Origin of the sequence: Trinickia dabaoshanensis, from assembly GCF_002879885.1 — a bacterium.
GTDB lineage: Bacteria > Pseudomonadota > Gammaproteobacteria > Burkholderiales > Burkholderiaceae > Trinickia > Trinickia dabaoshanensis.
This window is the reverse complement of the sequence record NZ_PNYA01000044.1, coordinates 18,545-39,102: the sequence shown is the minus strand read 5'-3', so window position 1 is coordinate 39,102 and position 20,558 is coordinate 18,545. Positions and strand designations below refer to the sequence as shown.

General features: G+C 63.0%; 19 protein-coding genes. 13 read left to right on the top strand and 6 right to left on the bottom strand.

Features of this window, described 5'->3' with window-relative positions; genetic code table 11:
- Window positions 1-43: 43 nt before the first annotated feature.
- Window positions 44-808 carry a ParA family protein gene (locus C0Z18_RS31315; RefSeq protein ID WP_102649339.1) on the bottom strand — a complete coding sequence of 255 codons (765 nt, stop codon included), beginning with the start codon at window positions 806-808 and terminating at the stop codon, window positions 44-46.
- Between the two features lie 178 nt (window positions 809-986).
- Here C0Z18_RS31315 and C0Z18_RS31310 point away from each other — a divergent pair, with 178 nt between their 5' ends.
- The 3 genes from C0Z18_RS31310 to C0Z18_RS31300 all read left to right on the top strand — a co-directional run bounded on the left by C0Z18_RS31310 (window position 987) and on the right by C0Z18_RS31300 (window position 2,587).
- Entirely contained in the window at window positions 987-1,445 is a 459-nt protein-coding gene (locus C0Z18_RS31310; RefSeq protein WP_102649338.1) for a GNAT family N-acetyltransferase, read from the top strand.
- Between the two features lie 71 nt (window positions 1,446-1,516).
- Window positions 1,517-2,113, top strand: a complete 597-nt coding sequence (locus C0Z18_RS31305; RefSeq protein WP_233217570.1) for an HD-GYP domain-containing protein — start codon at window positions 1,517-1,519, stop codon at window positions 2,111-2,113.
- 24 nt (window positions 2,114-2,137) lie between these two features.
- Window positions 2,138-2,587 carry a GNAT family N-acetyltransferase gene (locus C0Z18_RS31300; protein WP_102649337.1) on the top strand — a complete coding sequence of 150 codons (450 nt, stop codon included), beginning with the start codon at window positions 2,138-2,140 and terminating at the stop codon, window positions 2,585-2,587.
- A gap of 9 nt (window positions 2,588-2,596) precedes the next feature.
- On the opposite strand, the gene C0Z18_RS31295 is transcribed toward C0Z18_RS31300, so the two are convergent.
- The 5 genes from C0Z18_RS31295 to C0Z18_RS31275 all read right to left on the bottom strand — a co-directional run bounded on the left by C0Z18_RS31295 (window position 2,597) and on the right by C0Z18_RS31275 (window position 9,757).
- Complete coding sequence (locus C0Z18_RS31295; protein ID WP_102649336.1) at window positions 2,597-4,177, bottom strand: hypothetical protein; 1,581 nt, start codon at window positions 4,175-4,177, stop codon at window positions 2,597-2,599.
- 12 nt (window positions 4,178-4,189) lie between these two features.
- Window positions 4,190-4,801, bottom strand: a complete 612-nt coding sequence (locus tag C0Z18_RS31290) for a tetratricopeptide repeat protein (protein ID WP_158244343.1) — start codon at window positions 4,799-4,801, stop codon at window positions 4,190-4,192.
- Between the two features lie 405 nt (window positions 4,802-5,206).
- Window positions 5,207-6,610, bottom strand: coding sequence for a hypothetical protein (locus C0Z18_RS31285; protein ID WP_102649334.1), 1,404 nt, complete (start codon window positions 6,608-6,610; stop codon window positions 5,207-5,209).
- 112 nt (window positions 6,611-6,722) lie between these two features.
- A complete protein-coding gene (locus C0Z18_RS31280) occupies window positions 6,723-8,534 on the bottom strand; it encodes a cobaltochelatase CobT-related protein (protein WP_102649333.1) in 1,812 nt (603 codons plus the stop codon).
- On the bottom strand, window positions 8,531-9,757 hold the full coding sequence (locus tag C0Z18_RS31275; protein WP_102649332.1) for an AAA family ATPase: 1,227 nt from the start codon (window positions 9,755-9,757) through the stop codon (window positions 8,531-8,533). The genes C0Z18_RS31280 and C0Z18_RS31275 overlap by 4 nt, the downstream gene beginning before the upstream one ends.
- A 343-nt stretch (window positions 9,758-10,100) precedes the next feature.
- On the opposite strand from C0Z18_RS31275, the gene C0Z18_RS31270 reads away from it, so the two are divergent.
- The 10 genes from C0Z18_RS31270 to C0Z18_RS31230 all read left to right on the top strand — a co-directional run bounded on the left by C0Z18_RS31270 (window position 10,101) and on the right by C0Z18_RS31230 (window position 20,557).
- Window positions 10,101-10,967, top strand: a complete 867-nt coding sequence (locus C0Z18_RS31270) for a sterol desaturase family protein (protein ID WP_233217569.1) — start codon at window positions 10,101-10,103, stop codon at window positions 10,965-10,967.
- Between the two features lie 116 nt (window positions 10,968-11,083).
- Window positions 11,084-11,821, top strand: a complete 738-nt coding sequence (locus tag C0Z18_RS31265) for a methyltransferase domain-containing protein (RefSeq protein ID WP_102649330.1) — start codon at window positions 11,084-11,086, stop codon at window positions 11,819-11,821.
- The gene (locus C0Z18_RS31260) at window positions 11,809-12,762 is read left to right on the top strand and encodes a class I SAM-dependent methyltransferase (RefSeq protein ID WP_199189598.1); all 954 of its coding nucleotides are present in this window, start codon (window positions 11,809-11,811) and stop codon (window positions 12,760-12,762) included. The genes C0Z18_RS31265 and C0Z18_RS31260 overlap by 13 nt, the downstream gene beginning before the upstream one ends.
- The gene (locus tag C0Z18_RS31255) at window positions 12,759-13,904 is read left to right on the top strand and encodes a M50 family metallopeptidase (protein ID WP_146014146.1); all 1,146 of its coding nucleotides are present in this window, start codon (window positions 12,759-12,761) and stop codon (window positions 13,902-13,904) included. The genes C0Z18_RS31260 and C0Z18_RS31255 overlap by 4 nt, the downstream gene beginning before the upstream one ends.
- Before the next feature lie 17 nt (window positions 13,905-13,921).
- Window positions 13,922-14,086, top strand: coding sequence for a TglA family RiPP precursor (locus tag C0Z18_RS33095; protein ID WP_158244342.1), 165 nt, complete (start codon window positions 13,922-13,924; stop codon window positions 14,084-14,086).
- Between the two features lie 87 nt (window positions 14,087-14,173).
- Window positions 14,174-15,106 (top strand): DUF692 domain-containing protein, encoded by a 933-nt coding sequence (locus C0Z18_RS31250; protein ID WP_199189597.1) that lies wholly within the window; start codon window positions 14,174-14,176, stop codon window positions 15,104-15,106.
- A complete protein-coding gene (locus tag C0Z18_RS31245; protein WP_146014145.1) occupies window positions 15,103-15,975 on the top strand; it encodes a hypothetical protein in 873 nt (290 codons plus the stop codon). Before C0Z18_RS31250 ends, C0Z18_RS31245 begins: the two co-directional genes overlap by 4 nt.
- A gap of 2 nt (window positions 15,976-15,977) precedes the next feature.
- Window positions 15,978-18,479, top strand: a complete 2,502-nt coding sequence (locus C0Z18_RS31240) for a lantibiotic dehydratase (protein ID WP_102649326.1) — start codon at window positions 15,978-15,980, stop codon at window positions 18,477-18,479.
- Window positions 18,476-18,805 carry a DHCW motif cupin fold protein gene (locus C0Z18_RS31235; protein WP_102649325.1) on the top strand — a complete coding sequence of 110 codons (330 nt, stop codon included), beginning with the start codon at window positions 18,476-18,478 and terminating at the stop codon, window positions 18,803-18,805. The genes C0Z18_RS31240 and C0Z18_RS31235 overlap by 4 nt, the downstream gene beginning before the upstream one ends.
- Window positions 18,806-18,877: 72 nt before the next feature.
- Entirely contained in the window at window positions 18,878-20,557 is a 1,680-nt protein-coding gene (locus C0Z18_RS31230; RefSeq protein WP_102649324.1) for an AMP-binding protein, read from the top strand.
- Window position 20,558: the final 1 nt, after the last annotated feature.

The following is a 20,558-nucleotide window of genomic DNA, read 5'->3' as shown; positions in this document are numbered from 1 at the left end:
TTCGCTGCCGAAGCAGCGGTGGGGTGGGACGTGCTCGAGTGCTTTAGCCGTTTAATTCATGATGTAGCGCGACGAACTCGCGTGCCATCTTGTGCGATGGATCCAAATGAATGACCGGCTTCGCTTGCTGATGCGATTCGCGAATCTTTACCGATGACGATAGTCGCGACGTCAGTACCGGCAAGCCTTCGTCGACGAGTTCCTCGACGAGCTTTTGCGGCAAGCTCGCACGCGGTTGGAACTGATTGACGACGATACCTTCGACCGCGAGATCGGCGTTGTGGTCCTGCTGAATCTCCTTCACGTTGTCGAGCAACGCATAGAGTGCACGCCGCGAGAAATCGTCGCAATCGAACGGAATCAGGCATCGCTCGACCGCGATCAGTGCGGACCGGGTGTAGAAGTTCAGCGCGGGCGGCGTGTCGATGTAGACCGCGTCGTACATGTCGAGTTCATTGAGCGCATCGCGCAGCTTGTAGATTTTGTAGCGCGATTCGAGTTTGCCGTGCAGCGTATCGAGATCCGGGTGCGCGGGCATGATGTCCAGATTCTCGAAGGGCGTCGCACGAATGAACGAGGTGACGTCGATCGGCCGGAAGTTGAACGTCAGGGCGGTTTCGAAGAACTCGGCGACGTTGGGCCTTACGCCGGCCGCCTCGGCGCCCAAGAGGTATTGAGTCGAATTTGCCTGAGCGTCGAGATCGACGACTAGCGTACGCCGGCCCTCGCTCGCGCAGATGGCAGCGAGATTGCATACGATCGTGGATTTGCCGACGCCGCCCTTCTGGTTGAACACGACACGCCGCATGTCATCGTTCTCCTATTTCGCGTAAGGCTGGTGGAGGGATGGACCAGGATACCCGAGAAATGTGGATGGATTCTGACGGATGCGCCACCGCGTGCTCGGTCGGCCCATGTACGTGAGCTTGGAATTTCGATTCGACGTTGTTATCGTGATGCGGTTTCGATGATTCCGGACCGAAAATATGCCCTTGATCTTGCGTTGCGCGACCTCGAAGGATGCCGCGGAGCTGGCCGACGTATATCTGCGATCACGCGATACGCTGGCATCGTACGCGCCCCGCGCGCACTCCGAAGCGGCCGTGCGCGATTGGATTGCGAACGTGCTCATTCCGTCGGGTGGCGTTACCGTTGCCGTGATCGATGACCGTATAGTGGGCATGGCCGCGTACTCCCTATCCGATGACGGGGCATGGCTCGACCAGTTGTACGTGTGCCCTCGATTCAAGCGAAGAGGGGTTGGCACCGCCCTCTTGGAGTCGGTGAAGTCACAGACCGATGGCGCGCTTCAACTCTATACGTTTCAAATGAACCATGATGCTGCGGCGTTCTATGAGCAACATGGGTTCTTGGCCGTTGCTTACAGCGACGGGAGTAGAAACGAAGAGGGTTGCCCGGATGTGGTGTATTGTCTTGCGCGGTAATTGATGCGACTCGCTGCTCGGAATTCAGTCCTTACGAAACGCATCGCAGTACAAATGAACTTGAGGATGTAATGTCGAATGTGACATCGGTTGCGGCTCGCCTTGAATGCGTGCATGTGGATAAGGCGCTTCTCGTCGCTCTGGACGAAAGGGATGCGGATACGTCGGGACATTGCCTGCGAGTGGGTTTGCTCGCCGAATCCCTGGGGCGAGCGCTGGGTGTCCGCGATGACGAACTAGGCTCGCTGAGGGAGGCGGGGTTCGCGCATGATATCGGTAAGATCGCGATTCCAGACCGGGTGTTGTTCAAGCCGGGGGCGTTGGATGAAAGCGAGTTTAGGCAAATGCAAACGCATAGCGCGATCGGCGAGCGGATTTTGGCGTCCCAGGGGCCGCAGGGTCCCGCGCACGACCGAATATCGGAAGCGGTTCTCCATCACCATGAACGGTTCGATGGGGCGGGCTATCCGTCGGGGCTGAAGGCTAGCGATATTCCGTTTTGGGCGAGAATCATTGCCGTCGCCGATTGCTTCGATGCCGTGACGATGACGCGTCCGTACCACGACCCCATGCCCGCCGACAACGCGCTCGATCTGATCGTAGCCGGATCGGGGACGCACTTCGACCCGGACGTCGTAAGCGCGTTCGTCACGCTGATGTCTGTATGAAGGCGTGACGCTCCGCGAGGACGAATGAGCATGCTCGAAATCACGCTCCGTTCAGCGACGCCTGCCGACGAGGCGTTTCTGTTCGATTTGCGCAGAGCGACGATGGACGAGCATCTACGGCGTGCCGGCGAGTCGCCCGACGAGCAGGCTCATTGGGAACGCGTTCGGTATCGCTACAGCGATGCACACATAGTCTGTAGCGGATCGGAAAGGATCGGGCTTTTCAAATTCTTCCGCAGTCGTGAAGAATGGACCATCGTTCAGATCCAAATTTTGCCTAGCCGTCAAGGTCGCGGTATCGCGGCGCGACTGATCGGCGAATTCGTACAACAGGCGCAGGCGGCAAACGTACCCGTCACGCTAAACGTTTTAAAAGGCAATCGGGCGATAAGGCTCTACCAACGTCTCGAGTTTCAAGTTGTCGATGAGACGGACACGTCGTTCCAGATGAGGGCAGGTAAGCCCGCACGCTAAGAAACACGGTTAATCGTCGGGCGCGAACATCGGGTAATGCTCCACAACACCATATTCGTTTATAGCCGCGTGCACATCCGGCCGTCCGAGGACATGTCGAAGGCGCAATGACAGAGTCCGGTCGTACGGTGTGGGGTTGGGCGTCGGTAGGTATTCCTGATCCGCCGCCAATTCGGCGTTGCGAGTCCGCTCGTTACGGAGCCTGGCGGTAATGATTTTCGCGATTTGGCTTTCATCGTCGGCGCAAAGCAACGCGATTCGCAGCGCGTCGGCATCGACGTCACGCTGCTCGAGCATGGCGTCAATCGTCGCGCGAAGCCGTGTCCTATCGCCGAGCTGCGCGAACGCGCACGCCCGTACTTCCCCCGCTTCCATCATGCCGTACGCACTAGCGTTCTCGGTGTTGACGGTCTTTACTTGCTCCAATGCCTCGCGAGGCCGATTGAGTCGATACAAGTAATCGCCGAAATTGATTCTTTGGCTGACGACATCGTCGGCAGGAACCGCCGCGTCGCTTTGCGCAGCTTGTTGCGCATCGAGCGCCGCATCCCAGCGGCCCATGCGTGCTAGGACGCGGGCGCGCGTATCCGACACCCATCTGAGATTGTCGGATAGGTCGTCGAATGCCGGCTTACCTTTTGGTGCCTTGGCAACGTTCGCCAACGCATCGTCCAACAGCTGCAAAGTTTCCGACAGCCGGTTCGACATCATCAACGCACGAGCCGTCTTCTCGACGAGGCCTATCAGGCGCGGACGAGCCTGCATCTCGCCGTTCAGCCACCGGATGTCGTCTTGCTGCACGGCGACGATGTCGGAGACGCGCGCGTCACGCAGGATCGATTCACGATAGCGGTTATCTGCCCGCAACCGCAATACCTGATAAGGATCGTGAATTGCCCCTAGGACGGCTTGCGCGCTTTTTGCGTCGCCGGCGTCGATGTACGACTCATACAGATCGGTCCACCACCGCTGGGTGGCGGGCAACTCGAACGCGTCTTTAGGCACGTACTTGACTTGCCATAGTGCCTCGAGCAACAACTTACGATGCGCGCCACCGTCGTTCATGCTGGCAGTCGTGTCATAGGCCGACCAGATTGTCGACACGTCGACATCGTTCGCGTGTTCGGGCGAACTCAAGAGCACGTGAGCTAGAGATTCAACTGCCACGTAGTCGCGGTGCGTCGCCCGGGCGGCGCTCATCAGCAAATACCAGTAATCCCGATTACGAACAGCCGGCGCGATCTCACCGGCTGCGAGCGCGTTCTCGTACGCAAGCTCGAATTCGTGATTGCCTTGCTGGCAGTACGCAAGCGCGGTATGTACGGCGAAACTGAAACGGGGCCCAGCGGCGGCAAGTCGCGGATTCGTAACGAGGGCCGTGAGGTCCTCTTCGGCGCCGCGCGCATCGCCTTGCTTCATTTTGCCGACGGCGAGGCGAAATGTTTGCCCGATATCAGCGAACGAATTCGTGAACGAACGGGGCGAGTCGGCGGGGTTGGTGTGCACCGCCGTACTTGCATGGGCTTGCGTTGCCGTGAAAGTCAGGTAGGCAAGCGTGAGTAATGTAGCGAGGCGCAGTACTTGGTTCATGAAATACCCTATCTATTTGGTATCCGTTGGCGACGGGCTGTCCTCGGGTACCGAATCCCCAGCTTTCCAACGGGCTGCGATCGTTTCGGCCGTCTTTAACGCTTCGCCTGACAAGTGCGGCTTGTAACCAAGCTCGCCAACCGCGGAGGCGGGATGCGTTTTCTCGGCAATCTCGAGCCATGCGTAAGCGGCGATCAAGTTCCTGGGTACGCCGAAACCGTTCTTTAACATCAGGCCCAATCGCGTCTGTGCATTTTCGTCGCCCTGTATGGCGGCCTTTCGCAACCAGGCGGCAGCTTGCGCTTGATCCTCGTTCACGCCGATCCCTAGGAAATAGAGGTTGCCGAGTTCGGATTGCGCGACGGCTACCCCTTGATCGGCGGCCTGGCGAAGCCAGTAAGCACCCATTTCGTCGTTTCGCTGGACGCCGTAGCCATGGAGGTACATCTGCGCGATGTTGAACTGGGACGGTGCATATCCCTGTTGCGCAGCCTTCTCATACCAAGTCGCGGCCCGAGAAAAGTTGCCCTCCAGACCCTCCCCGCACCAGTAAAGAACGCCGAGATCGTGCTGGGCAACGCGATCGCCCTGCGCGGCCGCTTTTTCGATCGCATCGACTCTCATCGCAAGGGTGGATGTGCCTGCGCACGCCGGGTCGTCCCGCCGATGCGCCGGGGAGGAAGAGGGGGCTTGCACCGCTTGCGCCGATACGAGCGGCGAATGCGCGCAAAGGAAAAGGGCGGCTACAGAGGCGACAATGACGCTGTACGTTTTCGTGCGATGAAGATGCATGGCTACGATCGGGGGACTTCGGGTGGCCGTCATTCCACCTGTGCGAGCCGGCACACTCGCTGGTCAAAGAGTGTGTTATCGGCACAAACGCGCAACCACTTGAGGGCAAAGCCTCGAGTCGAGTCCTGGACGGAAAGGGTGAGCATCCGCAACTCGCCGGCGACGAGCGCCATCGGCGAGGTGGCTGCCCACCGCATGATGAATACGGTCGAGCGACTTTGACCGTGCGAGGTGGCCTTATCCCTCGATCCCACCTTCTTTAAGCCGCGCGCACAATTGCGCTTGTCGTTCACCGGCGAGAGCGGCGAGACGTGCTCGGGCTTCCGGGTTGGAGATCAGTAAGCGTTGCTCGCCGCTGGGTTTTGTCCATGCTGCTCTCGGATCTTCAATCCAGCGCTTCAGCGCCTGCGACATATCTAATCGATCACGATGGGCCGGCAGGCAGATTTCAGTAATGAGGCCGATGCACGCGAGGCTATCCCACCGGTCTCTTGCGCAGATCGTCATGGCGGCGTGTCGGTCTCCATGCCGGACGAGCATCGTTTTGATAAGACCGAGACAGACGAATGCTCCACGTGCACACAGGCGAACGCCGATTTTTCGTACTTTCCTAGAGGGGTCGAGGAGTGCACGCGAGGCAATCTCGTCCTGTTGCGTAGGCGAAACCTTGGCCTGTAGCGCGACGGCATGCGCGCGAATCTCGGTTCGTTCGCATTGGGCGTACTCATTCAGCGTACGGAGGGTGTCCGGCGCGCGCAGTTCCACGAGAAGCGATAGCGCTGCGCGCACCTGCATGGAGGTCAGATTTCCGGCATGGAGTATCGCCGTGCAATGTCCAATAACATCCCGGCCCCGTCCCCTTAGCAATCGTGCCGCCGCCGACCGCAGGCTCCCTTGCGGGTCGAGAGTAGCGCGCCATAGAAAGGGTTCGTAGCCGGAGTTGCTATCGGCGCTGGCGATGAGGTTGAAGGCCGCAAAGCGTATCGAACCGAATGAAGATTCGGTGGCGCGGGCGATGTATTCGAGCCGGTCGGGGGTCGGTAGGCGGTCGAGCAGAGCAACCGCGGAACGTGCAAGCACCACGTCGCCTGAATTCAGGCCGATCTCTATGGTTTCGGTAACCGATAAGACCTGATGGTCGATACCAAGTAATACCGCTGCTCGCCTAAGTCGAAAATCTGCGCCGGTCATCGCAGCGACAATCGCTTCAGTGCCTCCGGCTTCAATGAGACGCCGTTCGAACTCAAACACCCATGAGCGATGGTCCTCGCGCGTGGCCAGCATGAGATCGCGCAGCCGTGGAATGAGAGGCACGAAGTGATCGGCCGGAACGGTGGCAAAAAGGGTAAGGAGCGCGTTCGTCGCAGCGCGCCGTACCTCGGGCACCCAGTCGTTCACGCGCTTCGCGATCGCCTCCAAAGGCGCATCGCCGCCAAGCTCGACTGCCCGGCTAATCGCCGCCTCCCTAAGATAGCCCGAATAGTGCGACATACATTGGGCCATGAAATCCTGGTCGGCGCTACTGCGAACGGCCTCGATCGCGGCCAAAAGGGACATCGACTGTCCCGGCTGCAAATACACCGTGTGTGCAGGTATCGTCGAAAGCGAACGAGTCCCGAAAATCTTTGCGATGAGGTTCATCGATTCTTGATGGGTCTACTTGAAATTTCCGCCAGTGGAGACTGCCGATTTTCGCAGAATCGGATGATGCCCGATTTCAAAGGGCCGCTCGCGAGATGCGGTGCCACGCCCCCTACCGCTCGAGCAACATCCGGCTAAGCACGCCCATCACCGTGGACGCCAACTCACCGAGCCGGCTTACGACGATGTTGTGCGGGTAGAACCACTCGACGGCATCGGTCAAGATGCCCACACCGACGAGCTCGATACCGCGCGCGCCGATTGCCGCCACGCGCGCGCGCAAGTCGCTGCGCAGCACTTGCGGGTCGCCGTCGCCCGTCGATGGGTAGCCATCGGAAAACACCATCAGAATGCGCCGCGCGGCGCGCTGCTCGGCAAGCCTCGCAGCGGCCCACGCCAGCGCCTCACCATCGGGGTTCTCATAGCCGCAATCGATGCAGGCGAGGCCGCTGAGTTCGGGCGAGCCGAAGCGCTTGTAGATTTTCAGATCGAGCCGCTCCACGAAACGGTTGTACCCGCTCAAATCGGCGCCGGCGACCCGCTGCCGTTCGAACAGCGCCTGCATCGGCGCGCACTCCAACGAGCTATACCCGAGCACCTCGCATTCGAACGATAGCTGGGTGAGGGCATCGGCAAGTGCGGCCACGCACAGCCGCGCAAGTTCGATCTTCCGGCCGGCCATCGAACCGCTGCGATCGAGCAGCAGCGTGATCGCCACATCTCGGCCCTTGGTCGCGAGCAGCGTGCGAAACGGTGTGCGGTAGCCCGGCGACGTCGCGAGCTTGGCCAACGCGGCGCGATCGATTTCGCCGCGTTCTTGCTCGCGGCGCCATCGGATGCGCTCGTCGGCGCTAAGCGCGCGTTCTAGCCGGTCCTTCAGTGGTGCAGTCTGAGCGCGCGCCGCTTGCCGCAGCGCCCGCCACGCCGCCGGTTCGCCGGTGCCGGTCAGATCGGCTTCGACATCGAATTCGGTCGCCAGCGGGACCGAGAGCCGCGGGCGAGCGCGGCCCGCGGCACGGTGGAGCGCGCGTTCACCCGCGTCGCTTGTTTCGCTTGCCTCTCCATCTTCATCTTCATCGAGCGCCGCCGCGCCGAGCGGCGATCGACCCATGCCCACGGCCTCATTCGACGAATCGGCCGCTGCCTGCTCGGCGGATTCCACGTGGGCCCCATCGGCGGCGAGCGGTGCATCGAGCGCAAAGGTATCGTCGAACGATTCGAACGATTCGAACGTGGCGGCCGCGCGATCGGTTTCGATGTCCTCGGCAGCTCGCGTCGTGAACATCATGTTGTTCGCGCCGCCCGCCGAGAGCGCGCGCACCCGCTCGATGATCGCTTGCGCGCGCTCGATACTTTCCGCGCTAGAGCGGCTAGTGCGCGCCGCCTCGATCGAGTCGCCGGCCGCATGCAAGGCGGCGGCCAGCGAGTGGCTTTGCGCCTCCACCGCGGTCGGCGCTTCGTCCCACAACGCGCGCTCGATGCGCCACACCAAGCGGTCGCGCCAATGCAAGCGCGGCCAGCGTTGCGCCGCCTGGCGCGCCGCATGCGACCGCAGCGCGCCGAGGAACCAGCGCGCACCGGGATAGCTTTCGATCAACAGCAGCGCGACGCGGCGGTCTTCGATGACTTGCGCGAGATCGGCGGCCACGCCGCGTGGTTGCGCGGCGAGCGCATCGAGCGACGAATGCTTGGCGCGCGCGGCGAGCAAATCCAAATAGCCGACGAGCACATCCCTTTCCAGCGTTTCGTCGGCGGCGCCATCGGGAATCACGATGCGCCCGCGTTCGACGCGCGGGCCGTCCGGGCTGAAGGCAACCGAGATGCCGTAGCGTCCCGTGATGACGCGCGCGATCTTGCCGAGCGTCGATTCGAATTCAAAGCCGTCTTGCTCTCGCACAGCACGGGCCGCATGTGTCGCGCTCATGATCCGGGATCGATGTGGTGGCGTACGATCGCGCGGATGAACGCCGCGTCTTCCGGCGCAACCTTCGCGTAAATGGCGGGCTCGGCGGCGCGCTCCGGATCGCCCGTGCGCAACATGAGCTCGGCCCAGTCGATCAGGCGGCGCGTCGAGAACGCGCTCGACAAGTCCTCGCGCAAAAATGCTGCGCGGCACTCGGCGGCGATAGTGGCGAGCGTGCCGGCGAGCGGCCGCGTCATATGAGGCGCAAGCGTGCGGACAAGTACGTCCGCCTCTTCCTCGGGCGAAAGATAATCGATGCGGTAGACGCGCCAACGATCGAGGAACGCCTCGTTCATCAGATTGGCGCCTTGGTACAGATGCCGGAAGCGGCTCATCGCACCGACGGCGTTGGCCGTCGCGAATAAGCGGAAGTCCGGGTGCGGCTCGACGATCTCATGGCCTTTCTCTTTCAGCACGAGACGTCCCTGCGGTTCGAGCACGGCGGTCAACGCGGCCAAAATCGATGGCTCGGCGAAATCGATCTCGTCCACGATGAGCCATAGTCCCTCGCGCATCGCCGTGGGCAGCACGCCGTCGACCCAAATCGTCTCGCCGCCCTTGACGGTCCAAAAGCCGACGAAATCCCCAGCCGTCGTCTGCCCGTTCATGTTCGAGCGCAACACTCCGTACCGTGCACGGGCGGCCACCTGCTCGATGAAGCTCGTCTTGCCGGCACCCGTGTGGCCGATCAGCATGACGCGCTTGTTCTCGACGATGTCGAGCACGATGTCGTCGAAGCGCGGCGAGAAAAGATAGGCCGGATTGATGCGCGGCACGAGCGCATGGCCTCCACCGCAAGGGATCTCGATCGTGCCTATCCGCACGGTCGCGGGCAGGCGAACGCCATCGCTGCGTCCATCGTCATCACCGTGATGACGGCGATAGTTCGCAGACGCGCGCGCGAGCTCCCCCAAGAACGCGACACGCGCGTCGGCGCTACCTTCGCGCTCGGCCGACGGTGCATCGGCGACGAACCCCTCGCGGTGCCACTTCTTGAGCTTGGCGCGCAGATTCTCCGCATCGACGACCAGATCGATATCGCCGGCCGTATCGCCAATACCCTGCTCGATCCGATAGGTATGCGGACGATCTCCGATCGTGACGCGCCACCATTGATCGCCCGCTTCAGTCGCGCGCCGATAAAACCCGAGGAAATCGTTATCGGTCATTTCTGGTGAGTTCATCGCATTGGCCGGTAATTGTGACTAGGATTGCGTGGCACGTCGGTGTCAACTGGCATAACTAGCAGACGAGCCTCAATTTTATAGTAGGTTGGCCTACGGAAAATCGAGTGTCTGCGTTTCCACCGGGAAACAATTGAAGCAGCCGGGCAAGCATCTTGCGCCCGTATTCGTTAGTGTTTATCGTAGCTGCGCATATGCTTATCGATTCTATTTATAACCAGAAGTTTCCAAGGATTGCAGAAGGCCGCATCGTTATTCGGCTATGAACTGCCGAATTGTCCGATGAGAGCTCTGCATGGCATCGTTTTTTTAAATGCACTGCCGTGGCCCGAAGGAGGGTATTTTGAAATCCTTGCTTCCTCAAACGATCAGCCTGTCATTGGTGGTTGCGGTCGGTGTTTTTGCGGCCTTCTTTATTCTCGAACGGATCTTTCCGCGCATAATCTTCGAGGGAAATAAGCGCAGCCGTCTGATTAATAACTTCGGTCTAGGCATCACGTATAAGCTCATATTCTCGCCGATGGTCATTGCGCCGCTCGTGCTGTATATCGTGCGCGATGTCCCGTACCGCTTGCATCGGCCGGATTGGTATCACGGCGCGCTGGCGCTCTTCATCGATTTCCTGATCCTCGATCTCACGCATTTCTTGCAGCACATGCTGGCGCACCGCATCCCGCTGCTGTGGCGCTTTCATGCCGTTCACCACATCGACGAGCATCTCGACGTGACGACGGGCATCCGCAATCACTTCGCCGAGAAGTTTTTCGCGCTCGCCACGAAGCTGCCCGTGCTGTTTCTGCTCGCGGTGCCGCCCGAAACCGTAGGGGCCTACGAAGCGTTCGTGTTCTGCTACGGCGTGTTCCATCACAGCAACATTCGTTTGCCGGATCGGCTCGAGCAGTGGCTCGGCAAGGTGTTCGTCACGCCGCTTTATCACAACATCCATCACGGACGTACGCAGAATTTCACCGATTCGAACTACGGCGCGATCTTGAGCGTGTGGGACTACTTCACCGACACCCGTTGCCCCGTCACGCATCGGCCGCCCGGCTTCACGAACGGGCTCGACGAGCATCCCGACTACTCGCTCGCCGGGCTCCATCTGCTGCCGCTCCTGCCGGTCAGCGTGAAAAACTGGGGCGATGTGTGGTTCGGCGGTAAGCGCGCTCGCAGCGGTCAGCGCGACATTCGCATCCAACCGCATTCGTAACGCCCGCGTAATCGCTCTTCGCTGTTCCTCCAGGCCGTCCCGCGTCGCGCTCTTATCCAGAGCGCGCCGGCAGAGGCGTGCCGCCCCGAAATCAAGCTGCAACGATAAAGGTGAGTATGGACACCAACCTGAACGTCGCCTCCGTGGGCGACTCGATCGTCACGGGCAACGCCGCCTGGACGTTTGCCGGCGAAACGGCTAAGCACTTCGACGACCACGTGTCGAAATCGGTGCCGCGCTATGCGGAAGGTCACGAACTGGTTGCGGAGATCAGCGATTTCTTCGTGAGCGCCCATTCGGTCTGCTACGAACTCGGCTGCTCGACGGGCGCGCTCACGCGCAAACTCGCACGGCGCCATGGGCCGACGGCCAAATGGATCGGCATCGACGTCGAGCCCGACATGATCGCTCAAGCCCGCAAGACGGCCGCGAACGAAGTCGATCCGATGGCGAACGTGAACTTTCTCGTCGACGACATCAATTTGCATCCGTATGAGAAGAGCGATCTGATGGTCGCCTACTACACGGTGCAGTTCGTCCGGCCGCGCCTGCGTCAAACGCTCATCGACAAGGTTTACGAGAGCCTGAATTGGGGCGGTGCTTTCCTGATGTTCGAGAAGGTGCGCGCACCCGATGCGCGCTTTCAAGATATCGCGGTGGCGCTGTACAACGAGTACAAGCTCAAACAGGGCTACGACTGCGAGCAGATCCTACAAAAGACGCGCAGCCTGAAAGGCGTGCTCGAACCGTTCTCGACGGCAGGCAACGTCGACATGCTCAAGCGGGCGGGTTTCAGCGACGTCGTGACGGTGTTCAAGCACATCTGCTTCGAAGGTTTCCTATGCATCAAGTGAGCGACGCGAGCGAAGCTCAGCGCGATGCCGCGCGCGAGTATCTGCGCGCCGTGGGCGTCGAGGACGACTACGCTTGTGCGGAGCAACCGTGCGACGTGTGCGGTGGATCGCACTTCGCCCCGCTCGTGGACGAGGTCGAGATCGGCCACGACCGGCGCTGGAAGCTGCCGGTCGTCATGTGCGAGAACTGCGGCTTCGTCATGCAGAACCCGCGCTTCGAGCCCGAGTTCTACGACGCGTATTACCGCAAGCACTACCGCGTGAATCTGTTCGGCGCGACCGAGCCCGAGCGCGCTTTCATGGTCGACCAGTTGCGGCGCGGCGAGCGGTTGCTTCAATCGCTCGAGTCATACCTGCCGGCCACCGGGCGTTTGCTCGACGTCGGCTGCTCGGCGGGCGGCCTCATGGTGTCGTTCGCCAAGCGCGGCTGGGAGGTGCTCGGGACCGATCCCGATGCGGGCTATGCCGAGTACGGCGCCCGCCATTTGAAGCTGAGGATCGAGACCGTCGGTGCTGAGGACATGGTGCTGCCCGAGGGGCACTTCGACCTCGTCGTCATTACCGGCTCTCTCGAACACGTGCACGACGTGAATCGCACGCTCGAATTGTGCCGGCGCGCGACGAGCGAGGGCGGGCTCATGTTCATCGAAGGGCGCGCGTTGCGTGGCGGTATCGCGCTCGGCACGTTTAGCCATACGCATCGGCGCTATCTGACGTTGCGCAGCATCGGCCTCTTGATGCGCAAGCATGGCTGGGAGCCGATCCTGTCCACCGACGAGCCGCTGACGGGGCCCACGCGGCCGGGCGGCGTCTACGTGCTGGGGCGGGCGGCCGAGCCGATGAGTGCGGCCGCGTTCGCTGCCGCCGCGCGCGAAGGCGCGGCCGAGGAAATGGCGACGATACGGGCAGCCGTCGCGGCGCTGCCGGGAGCGTGCAGTTGAACTCCGGTCTCGCTCAGCCAATCGTCGGCTATACCCGCTTGCGCGAGGATCTCGACATCGAGACCCTCGTGGAGCCGGGGCAGCCCGAGCGCTTCGTGCTGCGCGACCGCGACACGGAGGAGTCGTTCGTGCTCGGCAAGCGCGAGTTGCTCGTCGCACGCATGTTCGACGGGATGTGCTCGATCGATCGGATCGTCGAGCGGCTGCGTGATGAACACGGGGTGCGCGCATCGGAGGCGACGGTCAAGCAATTCGAAGAGCGCATGGTGGCGCTCGGCATCCTGACCGATCCGTCGCGCCCGTCCGCTTCTCGTGTGGCCAAGCCGCGCTCGCAATCGGCCGGCATCACCTACGGTCCGTTCAAGCGCGTGTTGATGATTACGCTGTTTCGCTTCGATCCGCACGACATGCTCGACGCGATGATGGCTCGCATGCCGTGGCTCGCGACGCGCACGGCCTTCGGCGCGTTCGGCGTGCTGGTCCTGGCCGCGTGCGTGATGCTGGGGTTGAACGCGCACACGTTCGCGCGCGAATTGGTGACGGTCTATTCGACCGGGTTCGCCTGGATTCCGATCCACTACGCGGTCGTGATCGCGTCGATCGTCGTGCACGAGTTCGGACATGCGCTCGCATGTCGCGCCTATCGCGTGCGCGTGACGGAAATCGGCGTGGCCGTGTACGTCGTGATCGCGACGGGTTGGGCGTGGCCCGTCCAGCGCGAATGGAGCCGCCTCGATAAGACCGCGCGAGGCGTGACGATTTTCGCGGGACCGTTTGCGAGTCTCGTGTTCGCCGCGGTGGCCGTCTTCGTTTGGGCATGGGCGGCACCCGGCAGCGCGGCGCGCTATGCGGCGACGGTCGCGATCGCGAGTCCTTCGCTCGCGCTGATCCCGACGCTGTTGCCGATATTCAACGGCGACGGCTACCTGGCGATGACCGAGTTCTTGAACATGCCGCGGCTGCGCCAGCGCGCGTTCTCGGCCTTCATGGCACTCGTGCGCGGACGCCGCGTCTCGCTCACGCGGCGCGAGACGCTGACATACACGGCTATGGTCATCGGCACGCTTGGCGGTTGGTTCATCGTTTGGGCCAACGTCGCTCGCATCGCGGTTTCCGCTGTTGCTGCTTTTCAACCCCACTGACTGCCCAGGAGGATTTCATGAACGACACGACCGTCTCCCAAGAGTCGAGCCAGCTCGACGCCGGCGCGCAAGCAAACGCCGCACAGCAAAACGACGAAGCCAAGCCGGCCGAGGCGCTGCAGGACTTCGAGGATTTCTCGCTGGACGACATCGAAGTCATCGAAAGCAAGGTCTTCGCGTGATGCACATGCACGCCCCCGCGCCGGCTCGCGCCTAGCCGCGCGGCGCCGGGCCCGTCGGGCCGGGGGCGGTCCTTTTCCGGAGCAATCATGAAATTTGCGAAGCCGTCCGCCATCGGCGTCGGGCTGCAATACAACCCAGAGATCCTCGACTGGTTTCCTTTCGAGGATATGGAAGTCGACGTGTACGAAGTGCTGCTCGACAACCTGATGGGTCCGCTCGACGGTCCGTATCTGATGCGTCCCGCCGCACGCGAGCAACTCGAGAAAATTCGCGGGCGCGGCCGGCTGCTCGCGCACTCGAATTATGGTTGCGATTTCGGCTTCGCGCCGCTTGCGGAGACGGCCGCGCTAAGACGCCACGTGCCGCTCGCCAAAGCGCTCGGAAGCCCCTGGGTTGCCAACCATTGCTTCTATGGCGACAACTCGTGGCTCGACATCTGGAGCAGTCCAGTCCAGTTCTCGCATGCCGAGATCGAGCGCTGCGCCGCGCGCGCCGCAGCCGTGCAAGATGCGTATGGCATGCCGCTCGCGCACGAGAACGCGGCCTACTACATGCCGACGCCCGGCGCGCAGATGCGCGAAGCCGAATTCATGGCGCGGCTCGTGGAACGATCGGGCACGTTCTTGCACCTCGATCTGCACAACATTTATACGAATTCGGTGAACCTCGCCGGGTTCTCTTGCGCCGACTACCTCGACACGATTCCGCTCGATCGCGTGATCGCGATCCACCTCGCGGGCGGCAGTTGGTATGGCGGCAGCTATCACGACTGGCACGACAGCAAGGTGCCGGAGCCTGTTTGGGAACTGCTCGAAGACGTGCTCTCGCGCGCCGAGCCGGCCGCGGTGATCCTCGAATTCCAAGGCCAGGCGCATCACGACGGCACGCGTGTGCTGGGGCAATCGACGGCGCAGTCCGATCACGAAATGATCGCGGGCGACCTCGCCCGTGCACGCGAAATCTGGAATCGCCATAAGGGCGCGCGGCAAGATCTGTCGACGATGGCGGAGCAAGCATGAATATGAATGCACAAACAGTCTGGTTCACGTGGCGCCGCATCATGTGCGAACAGCCGTTCGCCGAAGCCGTGCTCGCGGGCCGAGTCGACGACATGCAAGCGCGTTTTTCCCTGACGGACGAGGAAAACGCGGTTGCGCGCGAATACGCGCACGAAGCGTCGGGTGCGCGGTGGTTCGTCGAAAACTATCGCTTCCGCATGCGCAACTCGTTTCTGAACGCGCTCGAGAACGGCGCGCCGTTGACGCTGCGTGCGCTGATGGCCGACGGCCACGACGTACGCGAACTGGGCGCGCGGTTTCTGGATACCGTTGGATGGCGCGATTACGGGCCCTTCGTCTACACGTATTGCGCCGAGGCACTGGACTTCCTGCGCCGCGAGACAGACGCGGTGCGCGTGGCCGGCATGGCCGATTTGATGGGCCTCGAAGCGGCGGCCGTCGCGATGCTGCGGCGCGTGGGAGAGATGGACGAATCGGCACGCAAGCAAGCCGCAAGCGGCCCGAGCGCGGCGGCTGCTCAGTTCGACGACGCGAGCGCCGTGTGGGCACGGTCGCCTTATTGCGAGCTTTACCGCTCGTCGACGCAGCTCGCGAAATGGCTGCGCGAGAAGGGCACGCTCGGGCGTGAGCCGCTGCCGGACGTGCCGGGCGTGTATGTCGCCTATTACGTCGACGATGAGCACACCCACCGCTTCGGCATGTTGCCCGAGCGTGCGGCGCAGATCTACGACGCGCTCGAGCAGCCGGCCGATCGCGCCGCCCTAAGCGAGCGGCTGCTCGCGCGCGGGCTCGCGCCTGTCACCGCAGCCGACGCGCGCGCATTCGAGTTGCTGCGTCAGTGTCGCGCCATCGACGTCTCGCGGGGATAACCATGTCGCTCTCGTCGTTCTTCTGGATGCGCTCGGCCGGTTTTCCGATTAGCTGGCTCGAGCGTTTCGCCGTGCGGCTCGATGAAGCGCAGGTCGCGCGCCTGCACGCGTTGACCGAGTCGATCGAGGCGCGCATCGCGCGTATCCGCGAGGGTTTGCTCAAGGCCGGCTCGCCCGTGGCGCTGAAGGTCGTGCGCAAGCTGACCGAGGGCATGCCATTGACGGCCAAGGACTGGCCGGCCGATCAAACGGCGTTGGCGGCTGCCGAACTCGAGCCGCTTTATGCCGAACGCGCCGAGCTTACGCAACTGAACACCGCGCTCGAAGCGAGCTTTGCCGCGGCAGCCACGCGGGCGCGCGGCGCGTTGTTCGAGACGCTGCGCGATCCGTTGCTGCGCGAGGCGGTGTTCTTGTCCAATCCGAGCGCGCTCGAACGCGTCGACACGTTGGCCGAATGCTCGCCGGAGCGCGTCGACAACCGTATGCGGCAGCGTTTGCGCTTGGCATGGAGCTACGTGCAGCGGCTATGCGCGAAGAACGATACGACGAGCTTTTTCGGGCCGATTGCCTGGGGCGAATTCGCCCCGGCGGACGCCGCGGGCGGCGAGGCTGCCTCGTTCGAGGTGGATTTTGGCGAAGGCGGTTGGATCGGCGAGCGGCGCACGTACTTCGAACATTGGGTCATCTCACGCGTGGCGATGGCGATGTCGGAAGATCCCGTGCTCGCCGCTACGCTGCCGACCTCGCTTTCACCGGCCTGCGCATTGATCGAGGGTGCGTTGCACGCGCCGGGCAACCGGCGCATCGCCGTCGATGGCGCACTGCGTGCGGTGCTTGAAGAACTCGAAGCCGCCCGGGCTCACGGCATCAAGCGCGACGTGCTGCGCGAGCGTTGCGTCGCGCGGGGCTTGACCGAGCAAAGCGTCGATGCGGCCATCGACAGCGTGCTTGCGAAGGGCATCGCCTCGCGCGGCGTGCGGATCGCGGCGGGTCTTGCCGATCCCCTCGGTGCGCTGCGCGCCTACTTGGCGCATCTGGACGCGGGGCATCCACGTACGCGTTTTTGGCGCGAATTGTTCGAATCGCTGGAGCGCGAGCGGCTTCGCTTCGCAACGGGCGGGCTCGACGAACGACGCGCAGCGCTAGCCGACTGCGAGACGCTGTTGGCCGAAAACGGCATCGACGTCAGTCGCGAGCAAGGCAAGATGTACGTCGGCCGCTTTCCGTTTTATGAAGACTGCGCACGCAATGTGCGCGTGCGTATCGGCGGTGCGCTGAGGCGCGCGATCGATACCGAACTCGTGCCGCTGATGGCGCTCTACGATCGTCTGGCCGGCGCGATCGCCGCCCAATTGTCCGCGGCCTACGTGCGTATCCGCGCGGAAGGCGATGTGGCGGTACGGCACGACTTGCTCTCGTTCGCACGCGAATTGCAGCGTCATCGCGTGGCCGAGGAAGTGGTCGCTACGCTGCGCCCGCTGCTGCGCGCGGCGTGGAGCAGTGTGGTGGCGGACAAGCAATCCATCGATGGGGAGATTACGCTCGATACGAGCGATCTCGTACGGCTCGTGTCCGCGTTCGAACAAGCGGGCCTGCGGGCGAGCGGTCCGCAGCCGCTCGGCACGCGCGTGCATTCTCCCGATTTCCTGATCGCAGCCGGCAGTGTCGATGCGATCCGCGAGGGCCGGTTCGACCTCGTGATCGGCGAAGTGCATCCGACCGTGCATACCGTATCGCAGCCCGTGGCGCAGCCGTTCTGTCCATACCAAGACAGCGTGCGTGACGAGGTGAGCGACACGCTCGGCAATTCGCGCATGGTCGCGGCGGATTCCGACAGTACCTATCAGCGTTCGCATATCGACTGGCTCGACGTGCCCGAGCTGTGGCAAGTCGAGATGCCCGGCGCGAGTGCGCGCGTACCCGGTGAGCGGCGCGTGCCCGCTGCGCGGCTGAGGCTGATCGAACGGGAAGGCACGCTGTTCGTCGAGGATCGCGCGAGCGGTCTCGTCGAACACCTGCTTACCGTATTGCCCGGCGACTTCCATCGGGCCGCTTTCGCGTTGGCCGCGGACGTGCTCGGGGCGGGCATCGCCGAGCGTATCCGCCTGGGCCATACGATACTCAAGCGGCGCACGTGGACGCTGCAAGCGAGCGCGCTGCCGATCGCCGAGCGCGTCGGCGAGAGCATGCCGGCCTTCCTCGCATGGCGGCGTTGGGCCGATGCGCTGGGCTTGCCGCGCCATATCTTCGTCAAGGCCGACACCGAGCCCAAGCCCGTTTTCGTCGACTTCGATTGTCCGCTGTCGCTCGATGCCCTGACCTCGGTGTCGGCGCGCGCGCAAACGCTCGGTATCTCGGAGATGCTGCCGGCGCCGCATCAAGTGTGGCTCGCCGACGAGCGCGGCGCGTTTTGCGCGGAGTTCCGCACGTCGATCGCCGGCATGGGCGATGACGAAGGTGCACAATCGCATTCCCCCCAACAACACGAAGAAGCGTTGCCATGAAAATGAACGAGATCCCGTTCGGCGTGACCGATTGGTCGGCCGTCGAGCGCACGGAACACAAGGGCGAAACGGGTATGGCCTACTGGCGTACGCGTCAGTTTGGCGACGTGCGCGTGCGCGAAGTCGAGTACACGCCCGGCTACGTTGCCGATCACTGGTGCTCGAAAGGACACATCCTCTATGTGCTCGAAGGCGAGCTCGATACGGAGCTCGACGACGGCCGCCGCTTCACGCTGAAGGCCGGCCAGAGCTATCAGGTCGCCGACAACGCCGAGCCGCATCGCTCGCGCACGGAAACGGGCGCGAAGCTGTTCATCGTCGACTGACCTAACCGGCGGCCCTCGCTGCGAGGGCCGCCATCCACCCGCTTCGTTGTGTTCGATCCACGGAGAAGCCTCATGAGCGACCGCCAGGCCGACTTGCCGCGCCGTGACGCCAATTTCGCCGCATTGACGCCGCTCGATTACATCGCGCGCGCGGCGCAGGTGCACGGCGACAGGCTGGCCGTCGTGCACGGTCCCGTGCGCCGCAACTGGCGGGACACCTACGCTCGCACGCGGCGCCTCGCCAGTGCGCTCATGCGGGTTGGGATCGAACGCGGCGACGTGGTGGCCGTGTTGATGCCGAACACGCCGGCGATGGTCGAAGCGCATTTCGGCGTGCCGATGGCCGGTGCGGTATTGGCGGCGTTGAACTACCGGCTCGATCCGGCATCGCTCGTCTATATGCTCGAGCATTGCGCGGCGAAAGTGCTGCTTGTCGATGCCGAGTTCGCGGCATGCGCGCTCGAACTCGAAGCGGCCTGTCCGCATTTGCGCGTGATCGTCGATACCGATCCCGTCGCGCCGGGCGCCTTCTCGCTCGATCGGATGCGCGGCTGGACCAATTACGAAGACTTCCTCGCCGGCGGCGATCCGCACTTTGCGTGGTTGCGTCCGCTCGACGAGTGGGACGCGATCGCGCTGAACTACACGTCGGGCACGACCGGCAAGCCGAAGGGCGTCGTTTTGCATCATCGCGGCGCGGCCCTCAGTGCGCTGAGCATCGTGCTCGACTGGGATATGCCGATGCACCCGGTGTATCTGTGGACCCTGCCGCTGTTTCATTGCAACGGCTGGAGTTGCGCGTGGGCGCTGGCCGCGCGCGCCGGGGTGAACGTGTGCCTGCGGCGCGTCGACGCCGCGCTCGTCGTCGACCTCATGTGCACGGAACGTGTCACGCACTATTGCGGCGCCCCGATCGTGCAGACGCTGCTCGCCGACGAGATCGACACGCGGCTCGGCGAGTGGCATGCGCGCGGCGCGCGTTCCGTGCATGCATTGCTGGCCGGCGCGGCACCGTCTCCGACCTTGTTCAAGCGGCTCGAGACTCTAGGCATCGTGCCCTCGCATGGCTACGGTCTCACGGAGACCTACGGCCCCGCGGCCATCTGCGTGCCGCGCGACGAATGGGACGCGCTCGATCCCGCGGAGCGCGCCGCCAAGCGCGCGCGGCAGGGCGTGGCTTATCAATTGCAACTGGGGCTCTCGGTCCGGCATCCCGAGACGCTCGAGCCCGTGCCGGCCGACGGCACGACGATCGGCGAACTGATGTTTCGCGGCAACCTGTGCATGAAGGGCTATCTCTCGAACGGGGAGGCGACCGACAAAGCGTTCGCCCACGGCTGGTTTCATACCGGGGATTTGGCCGTGCAATGGCCCGACGGCTACGTGCAGATCAAGGACCGTAGCAAGGACATCATCATTTCGGGCGGCGAAAACATCTCCAGCATCGACATCGAAAACGCGCTTTATCAGCACCCGGCGGTGAGCGCGGTGGCTGTCGTCGCGATGGCCGACGAGAAGTGGGGCGAGGTACCGTGCGCATTCGTCGAGACGCGTTCCGGCATGCGAGTGAGCGCCGACGAATTGATTGCGCACTGCCGTACGCGGCTGGCCGGCTTCAAGATGCCGAAGGCGATTCGCTTCGAGCCGCTGCCCAAGACATCGACAGGCAAGATCCAAAAACACGAACTGCGCGCGCGGCTCACGGCCCGGCCGCGCGAAGACGTAGCCGAGCCTTCCGTTTCCCCTCAGTAAT

What these genes read in the sequence shown, in the direction of transcription:
- C0Z18_RS33095 (WP_158244342.1), top strand. Translation starts at nt 13,922, where the DNA reads ATGAACGACACGACCGTCTCCCAAGAGTCGAGCCAGCTCGACGCCGGC.
- C0Z18_RS31310 (WP_102649338.1), top strand. Translation starts at nt 987, where the DNA reads ATGCCCTTGATCTTGCGTTGCGCGACCTCGAAGGATGCCGCGGAGCTG.
- C0Z18_RS31285 (WP_102649334.1), bottom strand. Translation starts at nt 6,610, where the DNA reads ATGAACCTCATCGCAAAGATTTTCGGGACTCGTTCGCTTTCGACGATA.
- C0Z18_RS31315 (WP_102649339.1), bottom strand. Translation starts at nt 808, where the DNA reads ATGCGGCGTGTCGTGTTCAACCAGAAGGGCGGCGTCGGCAAATCCACG.
- C0Z18_RS31235 (WP_102649325.1), top strand. Translation starts at nt 18,476, where the DNA reads ATGAAAATGAACGAGATCCCGTTCGGCGTGACCGATTGGTCGGCCGTC.
- C0Z18_RS31280 (WP_102649333.1), bottom strand. Translation starts at nt 8,534, where the DNA reads ATGAGCGCGACACATGCGGCCCGTGCTGTGCGAGAGCAAGACGGCTTT.
- C0Z18_RS31240 (WP_102649326.1), top strand. Translation starts at nt 15,978, where the DNA reads ATGTCGCTCTCGTCGTTCTTCTGGATGCGCTCGGCCGGTTTTCCGATT.
- C0Z18_RS31230 (WP_102649324.1), top strand. Translation starts at nt 18,878, where the DNA reads ATGAGCGACCGCCAGGCCGACTTGCCGCGCCGTGACGCCAATTTCGCC.
- C0Z18_RS31305 (WP_233217570.1), top strand. Translation starts at nt 1,517, where the DNA reads ATGTCGAATGTGACATCGGTTGCGGCTCGCCTTGAATGCGTGCATGTG.
- C0Z18_RS31300 (WP_102649337.1), top strand. Translation starts at nt 2,138, where the DNA reads ATGAGCATGCTCGAAATCACGCTCCGTTCAGCGACGCCTGCCGACGAG.
- C0Z18_RS31260 (WP_199189598.1), top strand. Translation starts at nt 11,809, where the DNA reads ATGCATCAAGTGAGCGACGCGAGCGAAGCTCAGCGCGATGCCGCGCGC.
- C0Z18_RS31250 (WP_199189597.1), top strand. Translation starts at nt 14,174, where the DNA reads ATGAAATTTGCGAAGCCGTCCGCCATCGGCGTCGGGCTGCAATACAAC.
- C0Z18_RS31265 (WP_102649330.1), top strand. Translation starts at nt 11,084, where the DNA reads ATGGACACCAACCTGAACGTCGCCTCCGTGGGCGACTCGATCGTCACG.
- C0Z18_RS31275 (WP_102649332.1), bottom strand. Translation starts at nt 9,757, where the DNA reads ATGAACTCACCAGAAATGACCGATAACGATTTCCTCGGGTTTTATCGG.
- C0Z18_RS31290 (WP_158244343.1), bottom strand. Translation starts at nt 4,801, where the DNA reads ATGAGAGTCGATGCGATCGAAAAAGCGGCCGCGCAGGGCGATCGCGTT.
- C0Z18_RS31245 (WP_146014145.1), top strand. Translation starts at nt 15,103, where the DNA reads ATGAATATGAATGCACAAACAGTCTGGTTCACGTGGCGCCGCATCATG.
- C0Z18_RS31295 (WP_102649336.1), bottom strand. Translation starts at nt 4,177, where the DNA reads ATGAACCAAGTACTGCGCCTCGCTACATTACTCACGCTTGCCTACCTG.